We start from the raw sequence: 25014 nt of genomic DNA, 5'->3' as shown, positions 1-25014 counted from the left end.
CTTTTTATATACATTTTAAATCTCTGAAGCCGTAAATGCTTCAATAGCCGCATTTACAATTAAGGTATTAGACTCTTTGCCTTTATCTTGAAGTATTTGGTATGATCTCTTTACCTTTTTAGTAACTTCTATATTCTTTATTTTATTGTCTTGAATTTTCTCAAACAGAAGCAATACTTTCTCATTCTCATTAGACCAGAAATAAACATCTAGCATGGCCAAGTAGATATCGTCATAATTAGGATTGGTTTTCAAACACGCTTCTAATACAACAGAAGCTGTTTTAAAATCTTTACGCCAAGCATGTATGCGGCCTTTTAAAATTTTAGCATCAATATGGCTTGGAACTTTTGACGCTATAAACTTTAGCAATAATAAAGCTTTATCATAGTCTCCATCAAAGGCAAGTTGTTTGGCCGTTTCATAAGCATTATCAAAATCTCTTCCATTAAATTGACTATTGATCCATACAGTCTCTTCTTTTGTGAAATTTTCTGGCTGCACTTTGTGTAACACAAGTTCGGCGGGTACTATTTTATTTTCAGCAATCACATAGTTATTTAAGCCCTTAAAATCATGCAACAGTTTTTCATAGGGCCCTTTATCTGCGACTAGCTCTTCTAATTCCATATTTTTCTTAATACGAAACAAATCTCCATTCGTATAATATTTATCTTGTGCTACATAGTCATTTAGCTCATTTTTATTACGCAGCAATGGGATGTTTTTGACGATGCGAAAAGTAGAATGCATATCCAATCCCGATCCTAACCAAGCAGTTTCACGAGGTAAATCAATTGCATAATTTGCAGCTAACATTGCCAATACACTTGGCACCACATCTACATGAGAAGAAACTGCGCTAATTTTCTTAGGGTCTTTCAGCATAGGACTAAAAAATAATAAAGGCACATGATACCGAGTTAAAGTATTATGTTGCGGAATAGGTACCAATCTATGATCTCCTGTAATAATAAAAATTGTGTTGCTATAAGAGGGCTTCTCCTGGTAGGCCGTCATAAAATTCTGCAGCGCATCATCACCATAAAGGAGGCAACTGAAAATAGCTCTATTTTTTGAGATTATTTTTTGCGTACGCGAATCATAACGCTCAGAGTTATCCAAAATACGCCCAACCTTTGTATCGTAATACTCTTGATTAGGAGTCAGATATGGCTCATGTGTTGTCAAGGTAGTAAACACATCCAATCTAGGTGTATGGTCTGACTTATGAACCGATAATGCTTTTTCAAATAATTCTTTATCCGGATACCCCCAAGATGCTCCTGCAGCATCCGCAGGTTGTAAATTATAAATTCTTTCGTACTTACTCTTATCTATGATAACATCAACGCGTTCACTCCTTAGAAACTGATCTAAGTGATCAAACGAACTATTTGCTCCGGTATAAAAGCTAGTATGATATCCGTTATCTTTCAAAACTCCAAATAAGGTCAGTTTATTCGGCATTTCCTGAACATCCAAAAATCCGCTTTTACCAAAGGGTAGCGATCCTAGCAAAGAAGGAACTACTCCAAAACTTCTTCCCGTATTACTTAGAAAATGGTCAAAATAAAGCGATTTTTGAGTTAATTCATCAATAAAAGGCGTAAAACCTCCAAATTCAGCTTCATTACCTACAAAATCCTGACCTAAACCTTCAACAATAATGAATACTAAATTTGGCGCTTCCTCTTGAAGATTAAAATAAGCACCTAATACATCTTCAGGTTTATTTGGTTGCAGTAATGGAAATTTTGTTGTTGCTATATATGTTGTTTTATCTAGAGATGTTGTTATTAAATGATAGACTAAATGCTGTATTTTATTATCATTTATAGGCTTACGTTCGGTAAATAGCGTGGTCAAGAATAAACTCATTAACACAATCGTAAATGGAAACATTTTACTTATATAATGATAAAATGAACCTGTGAATTTGAAAAAACTATAAAAAGCGAGTATGATAAACCCTAATGTAATTACAGGCAGCACACCATACCTACTCGTCTTTAAAATAGCCGTATAAACGTCTTGTAAAGAATAACTTAATAGGTCTGCTCCCATAGGAATATAGGTACGCGTATAATACCCTACCAGCAATGCTTCAACTACTAATAAAAGGACAACAACTCCGAAAATAGATTTAATTCCTAGTCGCGGTTTTAAATGCTCTAATAAACGGTATGGAATTACAAGCAATAAAGCTATCAGTGCACTAAAACCTATATGGTGAATTACAGCTAAGAAAAAGCTCATTCCAAATATACTGTCTGTAACCCCTTTAAGATAGAGCGCTATATATTGGTAAACAGAAATCAATACAAGGCAAAATAAATAAGCTAGCATTAACCGCGTATATCCTCTTAATGTCGCTTTGCGAAGTACATCTACCTTAACTTCCATGATTACGTAGTTTTTGCAAACCCCTTACGTGTTATTGTTCCCCAACCAGATTTAATTTTAAATAACTTTTTATAGTTACCTCTAACTGCTGCAAAGACAACAATTGGATGAAACACAAATGGCTCTATCAAGGCACACCCCATCAAGATTAGAATATCTTTCACATTTTTATATTCATTATAGGAATACACCTCCCATAGAATAGCATAGAAACTAAACATGATGGAGTACATGTAAATCATCGTTGTAATGGCTAGAAAGAATGGGAGATTTAAAATCCCCAAAAAGTAAAATAAGATGATAGAAAAGAAACCAAAAAACTCTAACAATGGAGCTAACCATTCATAAAAAAACCAATAAGGATAACTAATCATCCCTAAACGACCATATTTAGGATTAAAAAACATATCTCTATGTTTGTAAAGCGTTTCAAAATTCCCTCTAGACCAACGATCTCGTTGGTTTACCAGTATTTTTCTACTCTCTGGAACCTCGGTCCAACAAAGGGCGTCTGGAATGTATTCTATCGTATGCGGTAATTTATGTTCTACCATATATCTGCGCATCCGGAAGACTATTTCCATATCCTCCCCTACGGTATGGGTATCATAACCACCGCAGGCCAAGGCAATTTCACGATCAAAAAAACCAAAGGCTCCTGAAATAATCAAAAGACTATCCATCCGACCAAAAGCCATTCTACCTAATAAAAATGACCTGGTATATTCTAAAAGCTGAAATCTTGCCAACCAGTTTTTAGGTAAGCGAATTTCCTCTAAGGCCCCTCCGTTAATAACACAAGAATTTGCCACACGAATAACCCCTCCAACCGCTATTACACGTTTTTCTGAACGTTGGTAAAAAGACTTTACCACATGCAACAAGGCATCTGGAAGCAATAAACAATCTACATCTATACAACCAATAAACTGATTTTCTGATAGTTGCATTCCAGTATTTAAGGCGTCAGATTTTCCTCCATTCTCCTTATCTATTACAGTAAGCTTAGAAAAAGACTGTTGCGTAGACTTATAGATTCCTCGGATAGGTTTAGACTTCCAATTAGGATCTATAGGTTGGTCTATCTTCACTAAATCATAGGCATCTATCATTTTTTGAAGTGTATCATCCTTACTACCATCATTCACTACCATTACTTCGTAGTTCACATATTTTAATGACAGTAGTGATCTAATATTTTCTACAATGGTCATTCCCTCATTGAATGCGGGCGCAACAATCGTAAGACTTGGTGCTAATGGGGATGCCATAACTTTAGACAAATCGCCAAAACTATTTTTATTTTTATAGTGTAAAGAGCCTTTTGTAGACAAATACCCCATAATTGTAAAAAGGGTAAACAAAACCGCTGTAAACACAAAGAAAACAATGTTTATATATTCTAAAATGATATTGAAAAACCCACTATCCATTTAGCTTATCTGTTAGCGTCGTTGGAAAATCTAAAAACTTTTGAAAAAAACCATGCTCTTCCTTTGTTAATGCTTGCTCATGTTCTGTAGTAAGTGCAGTTTCTGTGGATCGTACAGAGGATCTGAATTCATCGGTTGTAGCATCAATCTGGAAATTAATATCAAAAAGATCTAAAGAATTTGCTCCAATATCATCTTCTAAGAAGCAAAGCTCCATAGATTTTAAACTTTTCGCTACTCGAGGTTTTAGTGCGCATATGGATTCCTTCTTTATGACATCATCTATCATTTGGCTTTCATCGATATAGGAATTTTCTGAAATCTCATTCAACACCTCTAAGACCGAATCTTCAATACCCTCAGCTGGCTCAGGCTTTTCCAATCTTTCATGCAATCCTTTTTTAATAAAAGCAACTTTATCCTTTATAATAGGGTTGGGATAATTTGTTAGACTGTTTAAAAAAGGTAGATCTTTTTCATCTGCCAATGTAAGCATCTCATCTAACAACAATAGCTTACAGTCATCATCTGATTTCTCGAACAAAGATTTGAAAATACTTTGATAGCTTGCTGATAATTCCTTTGTAGAATTACAAACTTCATACTGTTCCTCTTCAGAAAAAACAGAAATTTCGTCATCTGTATCATTTATAGCAGCATCTATTTCTTCTTCAAAAGGAAGATCTGCAATACAACCAAGGGTAGCTTTCTCTTGGAGAAGCTGCTCTAACTCTACCCCGGAAATCTCTTGATCTACCAATTGCTCGTTTATCGGAATTTCCTTTGGTACAAATTCGACCATAGCCGCATACATCCGGTCTATAATATCTACTTGTGGCAATGTATCCTCAGAAACTTCTTGTATTTCTTCAGGTAGATTTTCCTTATCTGCTGTTAATTCTGTAGGTGTATTAAAATTTAATGGTGGCTCTTCCGCGTCCTCATCAAATAACTCAATATCTTCTGTAGGTATAATATATTCTGGTTGAATAGAATTTATAGCGCTTAAGGCTTTACTTTTTACGGTGAAATTACTTTCTTTATTCGCTACATCTAGCAAAAATAAAATCTCTTCTTTATCACCAAATTCAGCCAATGTATCTAAAATTGCCAGCTTAACATTTGCCTTATTACGCCAAAAAGCAGCCTTTAGTGTTGGTTTTGCTTCAACAATATAAAATTGTTTTATACAGTTTATAGCTTCCAATTTAATGCTATTATTTTTATGCCTGATTAAAGTTACTATAGAACCTCTTGAATCATTCTGGTCATAATGTTTTATAAGCCTCAAGGCAAATAATACGACATGCTTATTCTTAGAGGTTAACCATCTATAAAATCGTGGCGCCTCAAAATCATCATAATTAGAAAGTACTTCTAAAATTTTAAGTTGCTGCCATTCTGAAATTTGATAGGTAGTAGTATCTAAGAAGTATGATAATCCATCCTTATCTAGAGTAACCGATGAAATTTCTGCTTGCTTACGAATTACAGATCTCTTATCATTAATAAACCCACTAATAAAATCATAAGATTCTGCGACCTGCATTTGAGTTAACTCAAACATTGCTTGTGAAATTTTTTGCCATTTCCAGCTTTTAAGCTTTTCAAATGCGCGCAATTCTAAATTTAAATCTTTGTACAGTTTAAATAATTGTTTTCGAGTATCTCCAGAAACATCCTTTTTAAGGTCAAGAAGAATTTCTGTCAAGACCATCTCATTTATAGGATCTTTTATAAGCTCTCTAATTTCTACTTTTTTCTGTATGTAACTTTTCTTTTCCTCCTTAGACCCTTCTTCTTCTTGATAAAACAAGAATTCACTGACTAATGGCGCTAAAACATTTTTACGCCGGTTGGTATCTGCAGACTTCTTTAGGAATTTACTTCTAAAGAAAAAAATAGCTACAAAATATAACACCGCAAGTATTACAAAAAAGGCAGATAAATCCCACAAAATATCCGTATGGATCTTAGGGGCACTTATCAAATGAAATATTTTGAGTTGGGGGAACTTCAAATGTATTTATTTTAATTAGATTCTTGCGAGCTCTTTCTGGAGTCTAAGTAGTAATTCGGCGGGGCTTACTGGTTTTGACAGGAAGTCATTAGCACCCAATTTAAATGCGCTCAATACATTCTCCTCATTCCCTGCGGATGATAGGATAATGATTGGAACTGATAATTTTAATTCGTTTCGTACGTAATCTGTTATTTCTAAGCCTGAAAAGTAAGGCATCATTATATCTGACACGATAATATCTGGCCTTTCTGTTTCTAAATATTTTTTTACACTTTTGCCATCCGTACAGACTTTGACATTATATCCCGCCTTTTTTAAACGAAAGTCTAAAAGAGATGCGAGTAATTGGTCATCATCTGCCAACAGCAATTTTATCGCATCCATATTATTTATCTTTTTTAAATGCCGCTATAGCTGTTGCTATTTCACTTTCAATCACCGGATACTCTTTTACAAAACAATCAAAAAGAAAATTTAGGTATTTAAAATCTTGGTCATCTAAACATACTTTATGCATTTGCTCTGCGATACGAAGCAAACCGTCTGTTCTCATGATCCGTAAACCTGCTTTAATCTTATGCGTATTAAATTGCACTCCTTTAATATCAGCGTTTTTTAAATCTACTTTGGTTTTACCAATAAACTCAACTATGTTTTGTTTAAAAAGCATTACTAATTCTTCTAGCATTTCTACTTCGCCTAAACAATCATCGATAACATCAGAAAGGTTGACGTTACAGGACTCTACTGCATTGATTTTTGAAATTACTTGGGGGGATTTCATGGGGTCAATTTGGTTAAATGTATTTGTATTTTTTGTAATTTTTTGAAGCAATACCTTGGAGTCAAAGGGTTTTAATAAATAATCATTAATACCCGTAGCTGCACAAAGGTTCTTATCTTTAATAGAAAAATCTGCCGTTAAAGCGATAATGGGCAAGTTTTTAATGCGATCATTTTGATGCTCTCTGATTACCTTGGCCACAATATAACCACTGGTTACCGGAATCCGTAGATCCATTAAAATAACATCTATTTTATAATGTTCGAGGATGGCAACACCCTCTGTTAAATCATCTGTTATAAAATTAGAACACCCCCAATTATTGAGGCGGTTCTGTATTAATTTTTGATTCATGGTATTATCCTCAAAAACAAGAATATTAAGTTTTCCTACTTGGCGCTCTTGCTCCAGAATTTCTTCATCTACAAGAACATTGGAAACAAAATCTTTAGGCTGCCCTATTTCATAAGGTAAAGAGAAATTAAATGTAGTACCTACACCTAATTCGCTCGCTACAGAAATCTCACCATTTAGAGATGCTATAATATGCTTTACAATACTAAGCCCTAAGCCTGTACCTCCATAATTTTTTTGGGTATCATCAGAAGCTTGCTTGTAATAGTCAAAAATAGTAGTCAACTTATCTTCCGCTATTCCGATTCCTGTATCCGTTACTGAAAAATCTAAAATCACCTTGCTTTTAATCTTCTTAACTACATCTATGGTTAAATGTATACTACCAACTTCCACGAATTTTATAGCATTACCTATCAAGTTTAAAAGCACTTGCGATAATTTAGAAGGGTCACCAATTAAATTTTCAGGTATAGCCTCCGAGTAAGTTACATTAAAATCAATTTTAGGATTTACAATGAGTGTCTCACATAAGTAGCAAACATCATTAACAATGTTATGAAAATTAAAATCAACAGATTCAAAATAGGCTGTGCCAGAAGTAAGTTTAGAATATTCTAATAACTCGTTTATTAAATTTAATAGTGTATTAGAGGCACCTTTTATAGCTTGTACATGGGAACTCTGATCTTCGGTCAAGCTGCTTTCTGACAGTAATTCCGTAAAACCAACGATGCCATTGAGTGGTGTTCTTATTTCATGGCTGACCCTAGCAATAAGCTGTTCTTCATTTGAGGTAGTAACCGCCTTCTTTCTTTTTTTTAGATTCCCATTTAGAGATTTTACCCTTCTTACAGAATCGACTCTTTCCTTTTTTTGTGTTTTAGCTTCTATTTTTTCTTTGAAAGCTTGGAAAGAATTTTTTAATCTAACTGCCTCATCTGAAGTAAGTTCTTCAAAAGAAAAACTATTCAGTTTTGACTCTAAGTCAGATATGTACGAAAGTAATTCGTTAGATTTCAAAATAAATAAATTTGGGTTACTACTCTATTTTTTTTTGTGAAATATGTTATTTGATAGGTTGATCTTAACATTCACATTATAAAATTGCTGAAATACTGATGGTTACACAATTAAATGTTACCTAGCAAACCAATACTGTTGTGTAACTCGATAAAGATGAAGTAAGAAGGCTTTATATAGATGCCGTTCACCCTAAAAAGCGCGTCAATCATCTATATAAATTAAAATTTGAAACAAAAAAAAATCAGATTGCTATTCATAACAATCTGATTTTTAAATATTTAAATAAGTAGAACTTAAGCAGACTACGAAGAGTCTATGACATGTACATCTTAAAGAAGCTGAAATAAAAATGTTTAACTCTTTAACTAAACTATACAATAATTTAACACAAACAACTTAAAATCAGTCAATTACGACTGAGCAGCTAATCTATCTTTAACATATTCTATTTTTGTTTTATTATGTGACAAAGGCTTGCCATCTTCACCTAAATTCACCATGATAATATTGTCTACTGTCACTATAGTTTCGTGATTCATTTTATTACGAACCTCGCAATTTAAGGTTAAAGACGATTTTCCAAATTTTACAACCTCAATACCAATTTCAATTATATCCCCTTTTTCAGCGGTGCTCATGAAATTAATTTCCGACATGTATTTAGTAACCACTTTCTTATTCTCTAATTGAATAATACTATATAAGGCACACTCTTCATCTATCCAAGCCAAAACCCTTCCTCCAAACAATGTATTATTGGCATTTAAGTCTTCTGGTTTAACCCATTTTCTTGTGTGAAATCTCATAATTATATCTTTTTGAGTGCAAAATTAATAAAGTATTTTAGGGTAAAATAATCTTAATTCGCAAAGTTTTGCCAATTTCCGAATCCCGAATTATCAGTAGATAGAATTCTCTAATTTAATAATTTTGATTGAAGAAAATACTCAAATTCCTATTCCATAAGAATTCAATTGTTCATAAACCCGTTAAAAAGTAAATGTAAGGAGGGTCAAATTCAAGAAATCTTAATCTTATCTTTAAAAAAAAAGAACTGATGAACGAAAGATCACACAGTCTCAAAAAGATTCGACCTGTCATTGCTACGGCTAGAATTTCTGATACCATGAGTATCGAAGAGTACTTCCAAAACAAAACATTACGCCCTGTACTAAAACTACAGAATCCTTTATTACTCGATGTTTTCAAAAACTATATTAAAAAACACAAGAACAGCTACTACAGTCTTTCTATAGAGAAACGATTTCTGTATATCGAGAATGCTATTCAAAAAGATATAAAATTCCGTAATTCCCTGAAAGGGATGATTATTGGACAATTTACCGTTGAAGAGTATCAAGATTACATCCAAAACTCCTCTGCCTTAAACAAGAGAATGATGAATATGGTGGTAGAACGACTAAAAAATCAAATTCAATTTTTTGAAAACGAAGCTTTAGTCTAAAAGAGAAGTGCCATTTAAATCGGTAGTCAAAATATCGCTCATTAAGTCAAAAAATGGGCGAATTGCCACAAATGATTTAGTCACCTCTTCCACAAAATTTGGGGACAAGACTTCTTTATCTGTCATTTTTTTAACAAAAATAAACTGCTTTTTACGTATCAAATCAATATTCTCGTGCTCTTTATCAAATCCTTTTGGTGCTGTTTTTAATTCATCACCCGTAATATCTCCCCAAACTTTCTTAAAGGAAGACTCCCCTATTACACCTCTAAACTCTTCTGAATCAACCTCTAACTCTTTTCTAATTCTAAACAAATCTTCTTTGTTTGGATCCCAGAATCCTGCCGCAATAAAACTATCTCCCGGTTTTATTCTTATGTAATAGCCTCCTCGTAATTTTGCTCCTGTTCTAGAAAATGATCCTGCAAAATGTATTTTATAAGGGGTTTTATCTTTAGAAAAGCGCACATCTCTGTAAATCCTAAACACTTTTAATTTTTCTATTTCATCCGTAGCCCTAAGACCCTCTAAAACACTACCATATAAGTCTTTAACCTTATTCTCATGTGTTTTAAAGATAGTTTTATGCTCATCAAACCAGGTTCTATTATTATTCTTTTCTAATTGTTTTAGAAAATTTAAGACTTCTTTTGTTAGTACTTCGTTTGCCATGCGACTTATTTTTACAACGAATTTAACAAGAAACTTAACCAAATTAAGCAAGCGTCTTTTAAAATATTGGTTAATTTTGATATTCATTTCAGCATTATGGATTCAGAGTCTATTATCAACAAGATAAATCAACACAAAACACAACCTAACCTAAGGTTTAAGTTAAAAGAGAAGGTTCAACAGTTTACCGATAAATTGTTCTACACGCTTTTTGACATTGACACCCCTGTAGAAGAAAATTTGGACGTCTTAGAGCGTCTATTTGATGAATTGGTAGAACTAGGTTGTTGGGAAATTGATAAGCCTTGTAAGAAGGTTTGGGAGAGTTACGTAGTTAAATTGCCCGAAGTTCTAGAAAAACTTAACCTAGATGCGCAGGCATTTGTTAATTGCGACCCGGCATCTTCTTCTATTGAAGAAGTTTATATGGCTTATCCAGGTTTTTACGCGATTGCTATTTACAGGCTAGCACATGAATTATACGTACAAGGGTTTCCTTTAGTACCTAGATTAATGACTGAGTATGCCCATAGGCAAACTGGCGTAGATATCAATCCCGGAGCACAGATAGGAAAATCGTTTTTCATCGATCATGGAACTGGTGTGGTTATAGGAGAAGCCGCTATCATCATGGATGATGTCAGAATTTATCAAGGAGTAACGTTAGGCGGACTTTATGTTGCTAAAAACTTACGCAAGACCAAAAGACACCCTACCATTGAAAATAACGTTACCATATACGCAAACGCTACTATTCTTGGTGGTAAAACTGTAATCGGCGCTAATAGTATTATTGGAGGAAATGCTTTCATAACCTCTTCTGTACCGCCAAACTCTACCGTTTACCACACTTCAGAAATTAAAATTAAAACAGCTCCAAATGTCTCATAACATTATAAATTTAATAGGAAATACACCTCTTGTAGAATCTCGTGTTTTGAACACCAACCCTAATGTAAAGCTCTATTTTAAGCTTGAAGGGCAAAATCCAGGTGGGAGCGTTAAAGACAGAGCCGCTTTAAACATGATTAAAAGTGCTCTAGATCGTGGAGATATTTCTACAGATACAAAATTGATTGAAGCTACTAGCGGCAATACTGGAATTGCTTTAGCTATGATAGCTAATATCTACGGATTAAGCATAGAATTGGTAATGCCTGAGAATGCTACCGTAGAACGCGTACAAACCATGAGGGCATACGGAGCAACCGTAACCCTTACCTCTTCTAGCATTGGAATTGAAGGCGCAAGAGATTACGCGGAAGACAAAGTGAAAAATCAGGGTTTTGTGATGTTAAATCAATTTGGAAATGATGACAACTGGAAAGCGCATTACAAGTCTACAGGTCCAGAAATCTGGAGAGATACGAACCAAAAAGTAACGCATTTTGTTTCATCAATGGGCACTACAGGAACCATAATGGGTACTTCTACCTATTTGAAAGAACAAAATAACGCCGTACAAATAGTAGGCGTACAACCTACTGATAATTCTAGTATTCCGGGCATCAGAAAATGGCCGCAAGAATATCTACCTAAAATATTTAATGCCTCTAAGGTTGATACTGTTCTAGAAGTGAGTCAAGATGAAGCAACAGCAATGACACTTAGACTAGCCAAAGAGGAAGGTATTTTTGCAGGCATGAGTAGCGGTGGCGCTACAGCGGCTGCCATACGATTAGCAAATACACTAGAGAGCGGTGTAATTGTGAGCATAATCTGTGACAGGGGTGATCGTTACTTATCTTCTGGTTTATTTGATGAGTAGCACTTTTAAAGCCATTTTTTGCGTTTGAAGTAGATTAACATGCCAATAAACATCGCAATCATTACCCCCCATACAATGGGATACCCATGCTCCGAATGCAATTCTGGCATATGGTCAAAATTCATTCCATAAACACCAGCTATAAAAGTAAGCGGAATAAATATGGAAGCCATGATGGTTAGCACCTTCATGACTTCATTCATTTTATTACTCATATTACTCATATACATTTCCATCAAACTCATAGACATTTCTCTATAAATCTGAAGGCTCTCATTTATTTCAATACAATGATCCTGAACATCTCTTAAAAACAGTTTTGTATCTTTTGTAATTAAAGAGCTTTCAGAATCTAATAATCTACCTACTAATTCCTTAACAGGAGCTATTTGTCTTCTTAATTTAAGCACTTCTTTCTTTAGTTCTTGAATTCTATGAGCCACATCATTGGTTGGATTATCATATACTTCATCCTCTAGCATCTCAATTCTATGATTGATGTGCTCTAGAATTACAAAGTAATTATCTACCACTGCATCTAGCAATGCGAAAAATAAATAGTCCGCTCCACGTGTTCGGATTCTTCCCGATTTTGATTTGATACGCTCTCGTAAACCATCGAAAACGTCATCCTGCAGTTCTTGAAAAACAATTACAGAAGACTCCATTAATACCATCGCGAGGTGCTCACTAACAATTTCTTGGTTTTCATTCAGGTACAACATTTTAAAAACACCAAAGATGTAATTTTCGTACTCATCTATTTTTGGCCGTTGCTGCGTGTTAACAATATCTTCTAATACCAAAGGGTTTATTTGAGTCAACTTCCCTAATTCCGCTATGAATAACTCATCACTAAGCCCTACAACATCTATCCATGAAGTAAATTCTGATTTTTGATGAAAATCTATCTGTCCTAAATCAACTACCTCATGAATATCTAAGGTATTCTCGTCATAATTAATTACAGATAAAATAGATTTTGCCCCTTCTCTTTGCCCCATATACGTTACCGTACCAGGTGCCTTCCCCATAATTTTATGAAGTTTTGAAGGTTTTTTAGTTCTCAATTTAAACTTTGGTTTCTTCATTATAAAACATTCGTTTCTTAACAAGCTTAACGCTAGTCTAAGATATTAAAATCTACTTGATTTAAAATTAAGCCAGAGCCGGGAGCCACAAACGGAAGCTTCATATTACTTTCTTCTTTTAAAGAATCTAAGACCTCTTCTTCAGACAATTCACCTTTTCCGACTTGTACCAATACTCCCATCATCATCCGAATCTGATAGCGCATAAACCCTTCTCCTTTAACATGAAATGCATACGTTTTCTTTGGAAAAAAATTAGCTTGCAAAATTGTATTCTCTTTTATTTCAGATGAAGTAACGGTTCTAATCACCTTTGTATTCTCCTGTACCCTAGCCGTGTAGGACTTAAAATTATGTGTCCCTTCAAAAAAACGTGCCACGCGATTCATTTTATTGAGATCCAAATCATCTAAAAAAGTAACGAGATAAGGAGCACAAAATGGATGGCTTTTTTTACCATAAGCAAACAAATAAATATATTCTTTTTCTTTACTATTTTGAATGATATTAAATGCTTGATCTACCTCTCTAATACTCATCACTCGAATATCTGGAGGAAGATTTTTATTAAATAATTCTAAAAAATCATCAAGTACAGCTATTGGAGTGTCATCTAAATAAAGTTCAAACGCTGCATCTAAAGCAGAAACTTTAGCATCTGTTCTCCCCGCTCCTAATATTTTAAACTTCTGATCTGCTAAAATATACTTCAGCGTTTTTACCAACATTGCTTCTATAGTTTTTTGATCTGGTTGTTTCTGCCAACCACTGTATCTAAAACCTAAAAATTGAAGTTTAACAAGATAATAATAACGGATTCTTTGCATGTAATAATAAATCTAAAGTAAAAGTACTATTTATATAAAACATATGACCTACTTCTTTTTGCGCGCATCTAACTGTTTTCAAATTTCATTCGCCGTAGAATTTCAATATTGATAGAGAATGTAGCGCAATAAAAACCCCATCATTGTTCCTAATGATGGGGTTTTATAAAAATTAAATCAGATTTTAAAATCCGTCTGCCGTAATTTCTACTTGCTCTACTTCTCCGTATTTTTTAGCCATTTCCCCTATTTCAGAGGCTTTACCTATTAAAACAAACTGTAAATTATCTTTTGGAAAATACGTTTCAATTAATTCCCCAGCTTTCTCAACCGTTAATTCATCTACTTGGTCACTAAATGTATTAATATACGCCTCATCAAAATCATAGGTAAACATATCCGTCAATAAACCTGCCAAGTCGCTATTGGTTTCATAGTTGGGCGGAAACTGCCCCTTTACATAGTTCTTAGCAGATAATAACACTTCTTGATCCAAGCCTTTTTCATGAAGTTTTTTGTAAGTGGCCAAAGCTAAATCTATTGTTTGCTCTGTTGTTTCATTGGCTGTAAATGTAGCCATAGTAAAGGTACCGCCAAACTTATAAGGAGAAAACCAACTACTGGCACCGTAAGTAAGCCCTGAATTTACCCGTAACTCATCATTTAACCAAGAAGTAAACCTACCTCCAAGAATTGTATTTATAACCTCTAGCCCTACATAATCCGAGTTATTTCTAGCGATACCCGGTCCTCCTATATAAAAAGTGGTTTCTGTTGCATCTTCTTTATCTACAACTAAAACACGAGACTTGTTATGCTTTATAATCTCTGGCATCTTCAAACTAGGAATCTCTGTAGCCTTCCAAGCGCCAAATAAAGATTCCATTTGCTTTTTCATTCTTTTTGCCTCAAAATCACCCACAATAGCAATAGCAGATGCTTTGGGACTATACGTTTCTTTATAAAAATTAACCACATCTGCTTTAGTTACTGTTTCTAAAGCCGATTTTATACCACTTTCTGTATGGCTATATGGGTGCTCTCCAAAAATAAAGCTGTTATAATAATTCCCTATAACCGATCTAGGACTCTCTTTACTTTGGTCTAATTCTACCAACCTCCTACTTAAAATTTTATCCAATTCTTCTTGAGGAAAAGTAGGACTTAATAAAATATCCTTTACAATAGTTAGTATTTCCTTCTGGTCTTTTTGCATAAACGATGCATTCAAATATGCAAACTCTAAACCAACTCCAGCATTTAATGTCGCCCCTAAGAAATCTACCTTCTCTTCGATCTCAACCTTGGTAAAGTTCTTGCTTCCTAAGGCCAAAGATTCTGCCGTTATATTCGCTAATCCACTTTTACTTATATCATCGTAAATTGCTCCTGCTGGAAAAACGCCTGATAAATAAATAAGTGGCACCTCGTGTTGCTCCATTAAATATACGGTTAATCCGTTTTTTAATTGAAACTTAGTGTACTCGGGAAGTTTAAATTTTTCTTGAGCTGCAGCAGTACCAAGCATAAGCAGTGCCAATACAGAGAAAATGATAGTTTTTATAGTATGTTTCATAGTATAAGATTCTTTTAGAAGTATTGATGTTGCCTTATTTTGATTCCTCATCAGTTGCTAATTCGTTATTTTGCAACACGCCAACTGTTCGATTGCGCTTTATTAAATATTTCTTCGCCACCCTTTGCAAGTCTGCAACACTTACTTTTTCGTAAAATGAAGGCGCGGAATACATCTTTTTATAATCCCCAAAATATAATTCATAAGTCCCAATAGTATTACTCTTGCCATTGATGGTTTCTAAGGTTTTATAAAATTCCATTAATTTTTGATTCTTTACTTTTTGCAACTCCTTCTCAGTAACTCCGTTAACAATGACATCATCTAAAACTTCAAAAATGCCTTTTTCAAGACTATCAGCAGATACCTCTTGATTTGCTATCCCAAAGACATAGAAAAGATTTGGATCAAAACTCTCGGGCATATAGGTGAATATATTGGTTGCTAACTGTGAGCCATTAACCAATTTACTATACAATTTACTGCTCGTACCACTACTCAATACGGCGCTCAAAAGATCTAAAGCATAGTAATCTTCGTGTTTTGTTTCCGGTACATGGTAGGCTATTAAAACATTAGGCGTACTCACATTCTTATGCACCATCACACGTTTTTCACCACGTTGTTCCGGTTCTACCGTATGTACTTTTCTTGGCTCCGGCTGTGCCTTAATAGGCTCCAAATATTGCTTTGCCATCTTTTTCACCTTTTCCAAGCTTACATCCCCAGAAATAACAACTACTGCATTGTTAGGTGCATAATAGGTATCAAAATAGGTTTGTAAATCATCAATGGTCCAATTTTTAATATCAGATTCATAACCAATTACAGACCAACGATAAGGGTGTGCCATAAAGGCCGAGCCTTTTACTGCATCAGATATATTCCGAAAGTTAGAATTTTCTAGACCTGTGCTTCTCTCACTCAATACCACTCCTCGCTCACTCTCTACCATTTTAGGATCTAAAACTAAGTTTTCGATACGATCTGACTCCAAATCAAATATAACTTCCATAGCTTCCGAAGGAAACCAATCTGTATACACCGTAATATTTTCTGTTGTATATGCATTATTACTTCCGCCAGCAGCTTCCATTGTTCTATCGAACATTTTAGGACCATATTTTTTAGAACCATTGAACATCATATGCTCAAAAAAATGAGAAAGCCCCGTTATTCCCGGGTATTCATTTCTAGATCCTACCTTCCAAAAAAGGTACATATTAGCATTTGGAATACTATGATCTTCTAAAACCATAATTTTCATTCCGTTAGAAAGTGTAAAATTCTTTACATCTTCTACTTTACTTTGTGAATGGAGCACCACTGCAAATTGCAATGCTACTAAGGTTAATAGTATTTTTTTCATTGTTAGCGTTTATTAGTTCTTCAAATATAATAATAGGAAAACGGATTCTCTAAAAAAATAAATTACCCTGATCCAATTAAGTAAAACGAGAATATTGGTATTTCATGGATATTCTTACAACAACTATTTAGGAGTTCTCAACATTCACTGCCGTTCAACGAATAATTTCAAATAAATAAAATCACGAGTCGTTTTAACCTAAATGGTCTCCCAAAGGCCAAATAAACCTACTTATGCATTTTTTAATACGCCTTTTTCCCCCAAGGGTACTTGTGTTATTGTCTACACTATTGCTTTTAATACTTGATGTTTTTAGCTTTTACGGACTTTACACCAACAAGTTCTATTTTCTAAAATTCGATAATTATATCTTTCCAATACTTTCCGTGGTACATTTTACGTACCTCTATTTAATTTTAGTTAAGTTAATCACCAAAAAAGCTGCAGATCCACAATTGCGAAATGTAGAGTACGTATTATACTTTATATATTCTATTTATGTGTTTAAATTCTTTGAATCTATCTATCGTTTAAGTACTATTAATAATTTTGAGGAAATAAAATTACACGAGAATTTCTTACCTATAGGGCTGTTAATTATGACCTTAAATTTCGCCTTATTAACACTAACCTTGTTAATTTTTCAATATAGAAAAGTCATAATTGGATCTTTCAAATTTGAAGAATTAGACGGAAATAAACATTAATATTAAATTCTTACGCTCCTTAACCCAACTCTAAGATTCACAGCTATCTATTATTTTTTGTAAGGATTTTTAAAAAAAATCGGCTATTCTGTAAATAATCACCAAAATATACCTTTAAAACACGTAGTGGCTTGTCCTTAAAACGACTTTTTATGAAGTTTTATGCCGTTGTGATATTTGTGTGATACATTTTAACTTGTTTAGCAACAGAAATAATTATGAAGCAGATATTAATCATAGAAGACGATCCTGAAATAATTAAATTGTTAGAAATACATCTAACGGATTTGATTTATACCACCGCCAAAGCTATAGACGGGAAGCTAGGCCTAGAAATGGCTTTGGAAAATTCTTATGATTTAATATTGTTAGATTTAACGCTCCCTACCATGGATGGCGTAGAGATTTGCAAAAACATCAGAAGCCAAAAGAATACTCCGATTATCATGTTAACCGCTAAATCTGAAGAAATAGACCGAGTTCTAGGATTAGAGATTGGAGCAGATGATTATATCACTAAGCCTTTTAGCATACGAGAGCTTTTAGCTAGAGTTAAAGCGGTTTTACGCCGTGCAGATACCAATACAATTGCCGAAAAGGATACATCAACTATTAAAGCTGATGGTCTTAGCATTGATATTGATAAGCGAAAAGTTATTCTGAACGATAAAAAAATTGAGCTGTCTCCTAAAGAGTTTGAACTTCTAGTACTGATGGCTTCTAATCCTGGCAGAAACTATACCCGCACAGATTTATTAAATATGATTTGGGGATACAATTTTGAAGGGTATGAACATACTGTAAATTCACATATAAATAGATTAAGAGCTAAAATTGAATCAGATATGGCAAACCCTACCTTTATTTTAACCACTTGGGGTGTTGGCTACAAATTCAATGAAGATATACTTGCATGAGAAAAAACGAAAAAACACTTACTCCCAAACTAATAAAAAAACTATGGTTAGCTTTTGTGCTCATCATTGTACTAATGGGGGCATCCTATATTGTAATTACCGCATACCTAGCGAATAAATACAATGAAGAAACTACACAACGCATCAATGCCAATGTAGCTACGCATGTAATCAATGAAAAATTTCAAAATGAATCTCCTTTTCTAGAAGACGGTAGCGTCAATAAAGCATTGTTTGGAGACCTGATGCATGATATGATGGCTGTTAACCGTAGTATCGAGGTTTATTTGCTAGACAATAGCGGTACCATACTATACTCTGTTGTTCTAGACCACAGCAAAAACACGCCTTCAAAATCTGTGGACACAGCTCCTATTGATTACTTCATTAAAACTAAAGGTCAAAAATACGTTTTAGGAGATGACCCTAGAAATACAGAAGAACAAAATATTTTTTCCGTAGCTCCTTTTACTATTCAAGGCAGAGAAGGCTTTATCTATATTATTTTGGCTGGAAAAGATTTCCAAGCAGTGAGCGATAATCTGTTTGGTCAATATTTTATGAAGCTAGGATTTGGCGCCACTTTATTAACCATGTTTTTTGCCGCATTGATCGCTTTATTAAGCATCTGGTTCCTTACCAAGAACTTATTACTCATTACCAAAACTGTTCGGAGTTTCCGAGAAGGAGATTTAGATGCCCGTATTGAAAATCCGGACGAGTCTGATATAGCCATTTTCGCAAATTCTTTTAATGAGATGGCAGATACTATTGTAGATAATATGGATAAGATGAAATCTGTTGATTTACTTAGGAGAGAGCTCATTGCAAACGTATCTCATGACCTAAGAACACCTTTGGCGATTTTAAAAGGCTTCGTGGAAACCTTACAAATGAAAAATGAAACCTTATCGGAACAAGATAAGAAAGAATACCTGCAGATTACTCATGATAATATAGACAAGCTCTCCAAACTTATCAATCAACTTTTTGAATACTCAAAACTAGAAGCAGAACAAGTTACTCCTATCAAAGAGCCATTCTCTATAACCGAACTTTCTCATGACTTAATTGCAAAGTTTAGAGTACTAGCCGATAAGAAAAATATTAGCCTACAATTAAATAATCCAGAAGACAATTGTTTGGTTTTTGCAGATGTAAGTTTGGTAGAAAGAGCCTTGCAAAATTTAATAGAAAATGCTTTAAAATATACCGAAGATAATGGCACGGTTACACTGTCTTTATTGAAGAAGGGTAAGAATATAGAGATTAATATAAGCGATACAGGTACTGGAATTCCCGTAAGTGAATTACCCTATATTTTTGACCGCTATAAACAAGTAGATAAAAGCACCAAAAAACAAGGCTATGGTTTAGGCTTAGCCATTGTGAAGAAAATAATGGATTTACATGATACCACGATAACGGTATTGAGCAAACCCAAAGAAGGAAGTTCTTTTATTTTTAATCTACCTGCATATCAGGTAAGCTAAATGGGAGACAGATTGTTATGTTTTTTTGAAAGTTGAAAACCCTTCCTGTATGGGAAGGGTTTTTTCATTTTAAGAATGGTTATACTACTTACAGATCATTAAAAAAACTACTGTACATGTCTTTAAATTGATAGCCTTCTTCAAAACGGTTTTTATTCAACTTTTTATAAGCAACTAAACCCCAAAGCAACAACTCTTTTAAGAAGTATATATCTTTCTTATCATATTCTGGTTGATATTCTTTTATCAATTGATTTAATGCAGGAATATCATCTAAAGCTCTTTTATATTCTTCATCTGTATACTCATCTAAAAGTTCAAAACCATCACCTTGGAAAAACCAATGCAATAATTCATCATAAGGAGTTTCCGCTTCCTTTTTCTCTAACTTATTTATTTCAGGGAAAAATTTTGGGAATAACGTTTTAACAGCATCATCAATTAAAATAGCCGCAACACCATCTGCACCCTCCTGCTCTCCTTCATATACCAATTCTATTTTACCTGTTATAGAAGGGATAATACCTAGAAAATCACTTAAACGCACCATAGTACTATCTGCACCCGTTAGCAATGCTCTGCGCTCTGCCGTACTTAACAAATTCTCAAATGCCGTGATACTCGTACGCGCACTTACACCACTTTTAGCGTCTACATACTCGCTTTCACGCGCTTCAAAACTAATTTGCTCTAGCAAATCTTTTGCTACATCTGGAACATAAACAGCATCTGCTTGCCTAGCATCTAATTTAGATTCTTGCTCCGTAATTTTACGTGCTGTTTCAATATCATCTGGATAATGTGTTAAAATCTGCGAACCTATTCTATCCTTTAACGGCGTAACGATACTACCCCTATTGGTATAATCTTCCGGGTTTGCCGTGAATACAAACTGAATGTCTAGAGGCAAACGCAATTTAAAACCACGAATCTGTATATCTCCTTCTTGAAGAATATTAAATAAGGATACTTGAATTCTAGCTTGTAAATCTGGCAATTCATTAATTACAAAAATGCACCTGTTCGCACGCGGTATCATCCCAAAGTGAATTACACGATCATCTGCATAGGATAATTTTAAATTAGCTGCTTTAATAGGATCTACATCACCAATTAAATCTGCCACAGTAACATCTGGCGTTGCTAGTTTCTCAGAGAAACGCTCACTGCGGTGTAACCAAGTAATCGGTGTCGCATCGCCTTTTTCTTTGATTAATTCAATAGCATACCGAGACATTGGTTGCATGGGGTCATCATTGATTTCTGATCCCCCAACTACAGGAATGTTTTCATCTAATAGGTTCACCATTAAACGCGCTAATCTCGTTTTTGCCTGCCCTCTTAATCCTAATAAGTTAATATTATGTCTAGATAAAATTGCACGTTCTAATTCAGGAATTACAGAATTCTCATATCCCCAAACTCCTGTGAAAGTTTCTTCTCCATTTTTAATTTTAGTTCTTAGATTATCTCTAAGTTCATCTTTTATACTCTTGCTTTGGTACCCCGCTTTTTTAAGCTCACCCAAAGTACTTATTTCGTTATGATTCAGTTTCATATGTTGTATTCAATTTTTTTTGTTTTTTGTTTAAAATATGCTGTTATGTTATTTTAAACGCTTTTTTCTATTTGCTTCGTAATCTTCAAAAATCATTTCACCTAAGCCCTTTAATCCCGTAAAAAAGGCCTTCCCTTTATTTGCTTCTGTAAAATGTCTTATAAATTGCATTAAATAAGGGTCTTGAGCAATCATAAAAGTGGTAATGGGAATATGATGCTTTCTTGCTTGGCGTGCCATATTATAGCATTTTTCTACAATAAAATCATCCAGACCCACACTGTTTTTATAATAACTACCATCTGGCATACGCAAACAACTAGGCTTACCATCTGTGATCATAAAGATTTGCTTATTTGTATTTCGTTTTCGCCTGAGCATATCCATTGCCAATTGCAAGCCTGCCACTGTATTGGTATGATAAGGGCCAACTTTTAGATATGGTAAATCTTTAATAGGAATAGGCCAAGCGTCATTCCCAAAAACTAAAATATCTAGAGTATCTTTCGGATAGAGAGTCGTAATTAGCTCTGCCAATGCCATAGCCACTTTTTTTGCAGGAGTAATCCGATCTTCACCATACAAAATCATACTATGGCTTATATCTATCATTAACACCGTACTCATTTGAGCTTTATAGTGTGTATCTTCTACTACCAGATCATCTTCATTCAGAGAAAACGCTCCAATACCACTACTTATTTGTGCATTTTTAATACTCTCTGTCATAGAAATACGGTCTAAACCATCGCCATATCTATATTCTCTAAGCTCTCCCGTATGCTCATCTCCTTGACCAGATTTTCCAGTTTTATGGTTACCTGCGCCATTTCTTTTAAGTTTCCCAAAAATTTGGTCTAGTGCGCGTTGTCTAATAATGCGTTCCATTTTTGCGGTAATAGACAAATCACCTCCTTTATTGGTTTCGTCACCCTCGGTACCATCTCCACCACCGTCTTTAAACTCTTCTTGTAAATACCCTTTTGATTTCAGGTCTTCAATGAAATCATCAATTGTATAATTTTCATCGGTAAGTTCGTACTCCTTATCTAATTCCCGCAACCAATCTAGCGCTTCATCAACATCGCCAGAAGTATGCGTGATTAGTTCTTGAAAAATATCAAAAAGTTTTTCAAAAGGAGTTTGTTCCGGCGCTTCATAAGTAGCAAACCGAAACCCTTTTCTTATATTCATAGCCATACTATAAAAATAACACTTTTAACAAAAGGAAGCTACCATTTAAGAAATCTTAACGCTTTGTTGTAACTTTAGCTCTCATGAATTTATCACAAATAAAAGGTTTCCTAGCTACAGAAGAATTATGGGATGAGAGTTTCAACAATATCCCGCAATTTAAGTTTCCTGCTATTAATTTAGAAGGTTTTTCATTGAAACCAATTCCTGAAAACATACGATTGGGACATCAAATAGAATATATTTTTGAACAATTAATTCATCATTCTTCCCGCTACAAAACACTAGTCTTTAATCAGCCCATACGCAACGAAAATAGAACGCTAGGAGAATTAGACTTTATCCTACAAAACACTGAAAACAAAGCTATTACACATGTAGAACTTACCTATAAATTTTACATCATTGACCCTACAATACCTGAAGAAATTCATCAATTAATTGGTCCTAACCGGAAGGATGCCTTCTTTGAAAAAATACAAAAGATTAGAGACAAGCAATTTAAACTTTTACAAACCAAAGAAGCTCAAGCGTTTTTTGAATTAAAAGGCTTAGAATCAACTAATATAGTATCAAAAGCTTGCTTTAAAGCGCAACTGTTTCACCCCTATCAAAAAAAAATAGCACTTAAAACTCTGAATAAAAACTGTATTGTGGGCTTCTGGTTGCGCCTTCATGATTTTCTGAAATCTAATTTTGAAAAAAATAGCTACTATCTATTAACTAAACAAGAATGGATAGTTACCCCTACTGAAGATGTTGTTTGGAAAACACAACAGCGAATTTTAATCGATATTCAAGAAAAACATAACCAAAAACAAGCTCCAATGCTATGGATGAAAGATTCCAATAATAAGCTTCAGAAAATATTTATTGTATGGTGGTAGGTATTATTTGAAAAAAATAAACGTTATTTGTAAATAATTTCCTACAAATGCTTGACCTATGACCAAATTATTCATCATCTTCAGTATCTTTTATTCCTTCTTAGCTACGTCAAATGACACAGAATGGGACGTTATCTATACGAAAGCTAGTTATGCTTTAAACCATACAAAAAAAGCATTAAGCTCTAATAATTTTGACCATCAACGCTATTACTCAGAGAAGGCGTTAGAAGCATATCTAGATATCTCCGAACATTTAGAAACTAGTAATGATGATGAATTGAAATTAAAAATTGAACACACCATAAGTGACTTAGAACATGCTGTTGATGCTCCAGATTGGGATCGCGGTAGGTTTTACAGCAAACGGGTTCATGCAAATACACAGGAATTAATCACAGAATTAGACCTTAAAGCAATGGCAATAGCCGAAAACTAAGATAGTAACGATAGCTTTCTCTGTCTGCCATCTGTAAAGTTTAAAGTATCTTTGAAAAGCTATTTTCAAACGTTATGGATCATAAACTTAAGATATTTAAATCTGTTGCACACCATTCTAGTTTTACAAAAGCTGCGGAACAATTATTTATTTCTCAACCCGCTATTTCTAAAGCAATTAGAAATCTAGAGGATGAATACAATACTACTTTTTTTATCAGAAAGCGTAACTCCATTGAACTTACTCAAGATGGAAAATCTTTTTTAATCTATGTAAATAGAATTTTAGAAGTGTATTCCGAAATTGAAAATCGGTTTATACATAAAGACAATCAACTCCCTGATCGTATTAAATTTGGTGCAAGTACCACTCTTGCTAGTTACATCATCCCAAAAATTATTGCTCAATTTAGAACCCAATATCCTAAAACTAGCTTTGAGATAGAGAGCGACAATTCTGACCACATTGAAGAGCTTATATTAAATCAACAGTTGGACTTTGGTATTACCGAAGGAAAAAACACCAACCCTAAGTTGCACTTTAAAAAATTCATTAAAGATGAGATTGTTCTAGTTACCAATGAGAAGAATTCTCAATTCCCCAAGGGAATTATCTCTCTAAAAAAGCTACAAGAACTACCTATTATAGAACGAGAATCGGGATCTGGTACACGTGAAATAATTTACGAGGCTTTGCTACAGCAACAAATAAAGTCTTTACAAATAGCCGTTACTCTAAATAGTACTGAGGCTATTAAAAACTACCTTTATTATTCAGATTCCTATGCCTTACTCTCCATACACGCTATACGAGAGGATCTCATAACTAATAAACTAAAAATAATAGACATTAAAGGCTTTACAATAGAACGTTGGTTTTATTTTGTCTCTAGAACAGGTTACAAATCTAGCCTTATGGATTATTTTGAACGTTTTGTGCAAAACAGCTATAACTTTTAGTTATTTAACATAGGAATTAAGTTTGCTTAATAGTTATGATTAACCACTAGTTTTGTCTCATAAAAT

Annotated in this window: 22 protein-coding genes; 9 read left to right on the top strand and 13 right to left on the bottom strand. The window is 34.0% G+C overall.

The window, feature by feature from the left end; translation table 11 throughout:
* Window positions 1-15: 15 nt before the first annotated feature.
* From BLQ19_RS08630 to BLQ19_RS08605, 6 genes are all read right to left on the bottom strand, one after another.
* Window positions 16-2406 (bottom strand): sulfatase-like hydrolase/transferase, encoded by a 2391-nt coding sequence (locus tag BLQ19_RS08630; protein WP_074538060.1) that lies wholly within the window; start codon window positions 2404-2406, stop codon window positions 16-18.
* A gap of 2 nt (window positions 2407-2408) precedes the next feature.
* On the bottom strand, window positions 2409-3839 hold the full coding sequence (locus BLQ19_RS08625) for a glycosyltransferase family 2 protein (protein WP_074538059.1): 1431 nt from the start codon (window positions 3837-3839) through the stop codon (window positions 2409-2411).
* Window positions 3832-5859, bottom strand: coding sequence for a HEAT repeat domain-containing protein (locus BLQ19_RS08620; RefSeq protein WP_139150225.1), 2028 nt, complete (start codon window positions 5857-5859; stop codon window positions 3832-3834). Before BLQ19_RS08620 ends, BLQ19_RS08625 begins: the two co-directional genes overlap by 8 nt.
* Before the next feature lie 15 nt (window positions 5860-5874).
* Window positions 5875-6246 carry a response regulator gene (locus BLQ19_RS08615; RefSeq protein WP_074538057.1) on the bottom strand — a complete coding sequence of 124 codons (372 nt, stop codon included), beginning with the start codon at window positions 6244-6246 and terminating at the stop codon, window positions 5875-5877.
* Window position 6247: 1 nt separating this feature from the next.
* Window positions 6248-8023 (bottom strand): ATP-binding protein, encoded by a 1776-nt coding sequence (locus BLQ19_RS08610; protein WP_074538056.1) that lies wholly within the window; start codon window positions 8021-8023, stop codon window positions 6248-6250.
* A 413-nt stretch (window positions 8024-8436) separates the two neighbouring features.
* The gene (locus BLQ19_RS08605; RefSeq protein WP_024481203.1) at window positions 8437-8832 is read right to left on the bottom strand and encodes an acyl-CoA thioesterase; all 396 of its coding nucleotides are present in this window, start codon (window positions 8830-8832) and stop codon (window positions 8437-8439) included.
* 251 nt (window positions 8833-9083) lie between these two features.
* Between BLQ19_RS08605 and BLQ19_RS08600 the strand changes: the two genes are divergently transcribed.
* Window positions 9084-9491, top strand: coding sequence for a hypothetical protein (locus BLQ19_RS08600; protein WP_025615497.1), 408 nt, complete (start codon window positions 9084-9086; stop codon window positions 9489-9491).
* Here BLQ19_RS08600 and BLQ19_RS08595 read toward each other — a convergent pair.
* On the bottom strand, window positions 9483-10163 hold the full coding sequence (locus tag BLQ19_RS08595; RefSeq protein ID WP_074538055.1) for a DUF2461 domain-containing protein: 681 nt from the start codon (window positions 10161-10163) through the stop codon (window positions 9483-9485). The genes BLQ19_RS08600 and BLQ19_RS08595 overlap by 9 nt on opposite strands.
* Window positions 10164-10259: 96 nt before the next feature.
* Between BLQ19_RS08595 and epsC the strand changes: the two genes are divergently transcribed.
* Together epsC and cysM are read left to right on the top strand one after the other, a co-directional pair.
* A complete protein-coding gene (gene epsC / locus BLQ19_RS08590; RefSeq protein ID WP_025615499.1) occupies window positions 10260-11054 on the top strand; it encodes a serine O-acetyltransferase EpsC in 795 nt (264 codons plus the stop codon).
* Window positions 11044-11931, top strand: a complete 888-nt coding sequence (cysM, locus tag BLQ19_RS08585) for a cysteine synthase CysM (RefSeq protein WP_074538054.1) — start codon at window positions 11044-11046, stop codon at window positions 11929-11931. Before epsC ends, cysM begins: the two co-directional genes overlap by 11 nt.
* A 5-nt stretch (window positions 11932-11936) precedes the next feature.
* On the opposite strand, the gene corA is transcribed toward cysM, so the two are convergent.
* The 4 genes from corA to BLQ19_RS08565 all read right to left on the bottom strand — a co-directional run bounded on the left by corA (window position 11937) and on the right by BLQ19_RS08565 (window position 16794).
* Window positions 11937-13022: a magnesium/cobalt transporter CorA gene (corA, locus tag BLQ19_RS08580; RefSeq protein WP_074538053.1), complete on the bottom strand. Its 1086-nt coding sequence runs from the start codon at window positions 13020-13022 to the stop codon at window positions 11937-11939.
* A gap of 32 nt (window positions 13023-13054) precedes the next feature.
* Window positions 13055-13849: a tRNA pseudouridine(38-40) synthase TruA gene (truA, locus tag BLQ19_RS08575; protein WP_074538052.1), complete on the bottom strand. Its 795-nt coding sequence runs from the start codon at window positions 13847-13849 to the stop codon at window positions 13055-13057.
* Window positions 13850-14033: 184 nt separating this feature from the next.
* A complete protein-coding gene (locus tag BLQ19_RS08570) occupies window positions 14034-15425 on the bottom strand; it encodes a M16 family metallopeptidase (protein ID WP_254788294.1) in 1392 nt (463 codons plus the stop codon).
* Between the two features lie 34 nt (window positions 15426-15459).
* Window positions 15460-16794, bottom strand: coding sequence for a M16 family metallopeptidase (locus tag BLQ19_RS08565; protein ID WP_074538051.1), 1335 nt, complete (start codon window positions 16792-16794; stop codon window positions 15460-15462).
* 233 nt (window positions 16795-17027) lie between these two features.
* Here BLQ19_RS08565 and BLQ19_RS08560 point away from each other — a divergent pair, with 233 nt between their 5' ends.
* From BLQ19_RS08560 to BLQ19_RS08550, 3 genes are all read left to right on the top strand, one after another.
* Window positions 17028-17501, top strand: a complete 474-nt coding sequence (locus BLQ19_RS08560; RefSeq protein WP_074538050.1) for a hypothetical protein — start codon at window positions 17028-17030, stop codon at window positions 17499-17501.
* A gap of 218 nt (window positions 17502-17719) precedes the next feature.
* On the top strand, window positions 17720-18418 hold the full coding sequence (locus tag BLQ19_RS08555; protein WP_074538049.1) for a response regulator: 699 nt from the start codon (window positions 17720-17722) through the stop codon (window positions 18416-18418).
* On the top strand, window positions 18415-19911 hold the full coding sequence (locus BLQ19_RS08550) for a sensor histidine kinase (protein WP_074538048.1): 1497 nt from the start codon (window positions 18415-18417) through the stop codon (window positions 19909-19911). The genes BLQ19_RS08555 and BLQ19_RS08550 overlap by 4 nt, the downstream gene beginning before the upstream one ends.
* Before the next feature lie 88 nt (window positions 19912-19999).
* On the opposite strand, the gene BLQ19_RS08545 is transcribed toward BLQ19_RS08550, so the two are convergent.
* Entirely contained in the window at window positions 20000-21469 is a 1470-nt protein-coding gene (locus tag BLQ19_RS08545; RefSeq protein WP_074538047.1) for a MoxR family ATPase, read from the bottom strand.
* Window positions 21470-21517: 48 nt separating this feature from the next.
* The gene (locus BLQ19_RS08540; protein WP_074538046.1) at window positions 21518-22669 is read right to left on the bottom strand and encodes a vWA domain-containing protein; all 1152 of its coding nucleotides are present in this window, start codon (window positions 22667-22669) and stop codon (window positions 21518-21520) included.
* 77 nt (window positions 22670-22746) lie between these two features.
* On the opposite strand from BLQ19_RS08540, the gene BLQ19_RS08535 reads away from it, so the two are divergent.
* From BLQ19_RS08535 to BLQ19_RS08525, 3 genes are all read left to right on the top strand, one after another.
* Window positions 22747-23550, top strand: a complete 804-nt coding sequence (locus tag BLQ19_RS08535) for a DUF1853 family protein (protein WP_074538045.1) — start codon at window positions 22747-22749, stop codon at window positions 23548-23550.
* Between the two features lie 58 nt (window positions 23551-23608).
* Window positions 23609-23989: a hypothetical protein gene (locus BLQ19_RS08530; RefSeq protein ID WP_024481218.1), complete on the top strand. Its 381-nt coding sequence runs from the start codon at window positions 23609-23611 to the stop codon at window positions 23987-23989.
* Window positions 23990-24063: 74 nt separating this feature from the next.
* Window positions 24064-24948 carry a LysR substrate-binding domain-containing protein gene (locus tag BLQ19_RS08525; RefSeq protein ID WP_024481219.1) on the top strand — a complete coding sequence of 295 codons (885 nt, stop codon included), beginning with the start codon at window positions 24064-24066 and terminating at the stop codon, window positions 24946-24948.
* Window positions 24949-25014 lie beyond the last annotated feature (66 nt).

Origin of the sequence: Cellulophaga baltica (assembly GCF_900102165.1) — a bacterium.
GTDB lineage: Bacteria > Bacteroidota > Bacteroidia > Flavobacteriales > Flavobacteriaceae > Cellulophaga > Cellulophaga baltica.
Note: the sequence above shows the minus strand (reverse complement) of the source record. Positions and strands in the feature narration are given on the sequence as shown.

Coding starts and splice junctions, on each gene's coding strand:
- BLQ19_RS08570 (WP_254788294.1), bottom strand. CDS start 15,425: ATGAAACATACTATAAAAACTATCATTTTCTCTGTATTGGCACTGCTT.
- BLQ19_RS08565 (WP_074538051.1), bottom strand. CDS start 16,794: ATGAAAAAAATACTATTAACCTTAGTAGCATTGCAATTTGCAGTGGTG.
- BLQ19_RS08615 (WP_074538057.1), bottom strand. CDS start 6,246: ATGGATGCGATAAAATTGCTGTTGGCAGATGATGACCAATTACTCGCA.
- BLQ19_RS08540 (WP_074538046.1), bottom strand. CDS start 22,669: ATGGCTATGAATATAAGAAAAGGGTTTCGGTTTGCTACTTATGAAGCG.
- truA (WP_074538052.1), bottom strand. CDS start 13,849: ATGCAAAGAATCCGTTATTATTATCTTGTTAAACTTCAATTTTTAGGT.
- BLQ19_RS08595 (WP_074538055.1), bottom strand. CDS start 10,163: ATGGCAAACGAAGTACTAACAAAAGAAGTCTTAAATTTTCTAAAACAA.
- epsC (WP_025615499.1), top strand. CDS start 10,260: ATGGATTCAGAGTCTATTATCAACAAGATAAATCAACACAAAACACAA.
- BLQ19_RS08630 (WP_074538060.1), bottom strand. CDS start 2,406: ATGGAAGTTAAGGTAGATGTACTTCGCAAAGCGACATTAAGAGGATAT.
- BLQ19_RS08600 (WP_025615497.1), top strand. CDS start 9,084: ATGAACGAAAGATCACACAGTCTCAAAAAGATTCGACCTGTCATTGCT.
- BLQ19_RS08545 (WP_074538047.1), bottom strand. CDS start 21,469: ATGAAACTGAATCATAACGAAATAAGTACTTTGGGTGAGCTTAAAAAA.
- corA (WP_074538053.1), bottom strand. CDS start 13,022: ATGAAGAAACCAAAGTTTAAATTGAGAACTAAAAAACCTTCAAAACTT.
- BLQ19_RS08605 (WP_024481203.1), bottom strand. CDS start 8,832: ATGAGATTTCACACAAGAAAATGGGTTAAACCAGAAGACTTAAATGCC.
- BLQ19_RS08560 (WP_074538050.1), top strand. CDS start 17,028: ATGCATTTTTTAATACGCCTTTTTCCCCCAAGGGTACTTGTGTTATTG.
- BLQ19_RS08535 (WP_074538045.1), top strand. CDS start 22,747: ATGAATTTATCACAAATAAAAGGTTTCCTAGCTACAGAAGAATTATGG.
- BLQ19_RS08525 (WP_024481219.1), top strand. CDS start 24,064: ATGGATCATAAACTTAAGATATTTAAATCTGTTGCACACCATTCTAGT.
- BLQ19_RS08550 (WP_074538048.1), top strand. CDS start 18,415: ATGAGAAAAAACGAAAAAACACTTACTCCCAAACTAATAAAAAAACTA.
- BLQ19_RS08555 (WP_074538049.1), top strand. CDS start 17,720: ATGAAGCAGATATTAATCATAGAAGACGATCCTGAAATAATTAAATTG.
- BLQ19_RS08530 (WP_024481218.1), top strand. CDS start 23,609: ATGACCAAATTATTCATCATCTTCAGTATCTTTTATTCCTTCTTAGCT.
- cysM (WP_074538054.1), top strand. CDS start 11,044: ATGTCTCATAACATTATAAATTTAATAGGAAATACACCTCTTGTAGAA.
- BLQ19_RS08625 (WP_074538059.1), bottom strand. CDS start 3,839: ATGGATAGTGGGTTTTTCAATATCATTTTAGAATATATAAACATTGTT.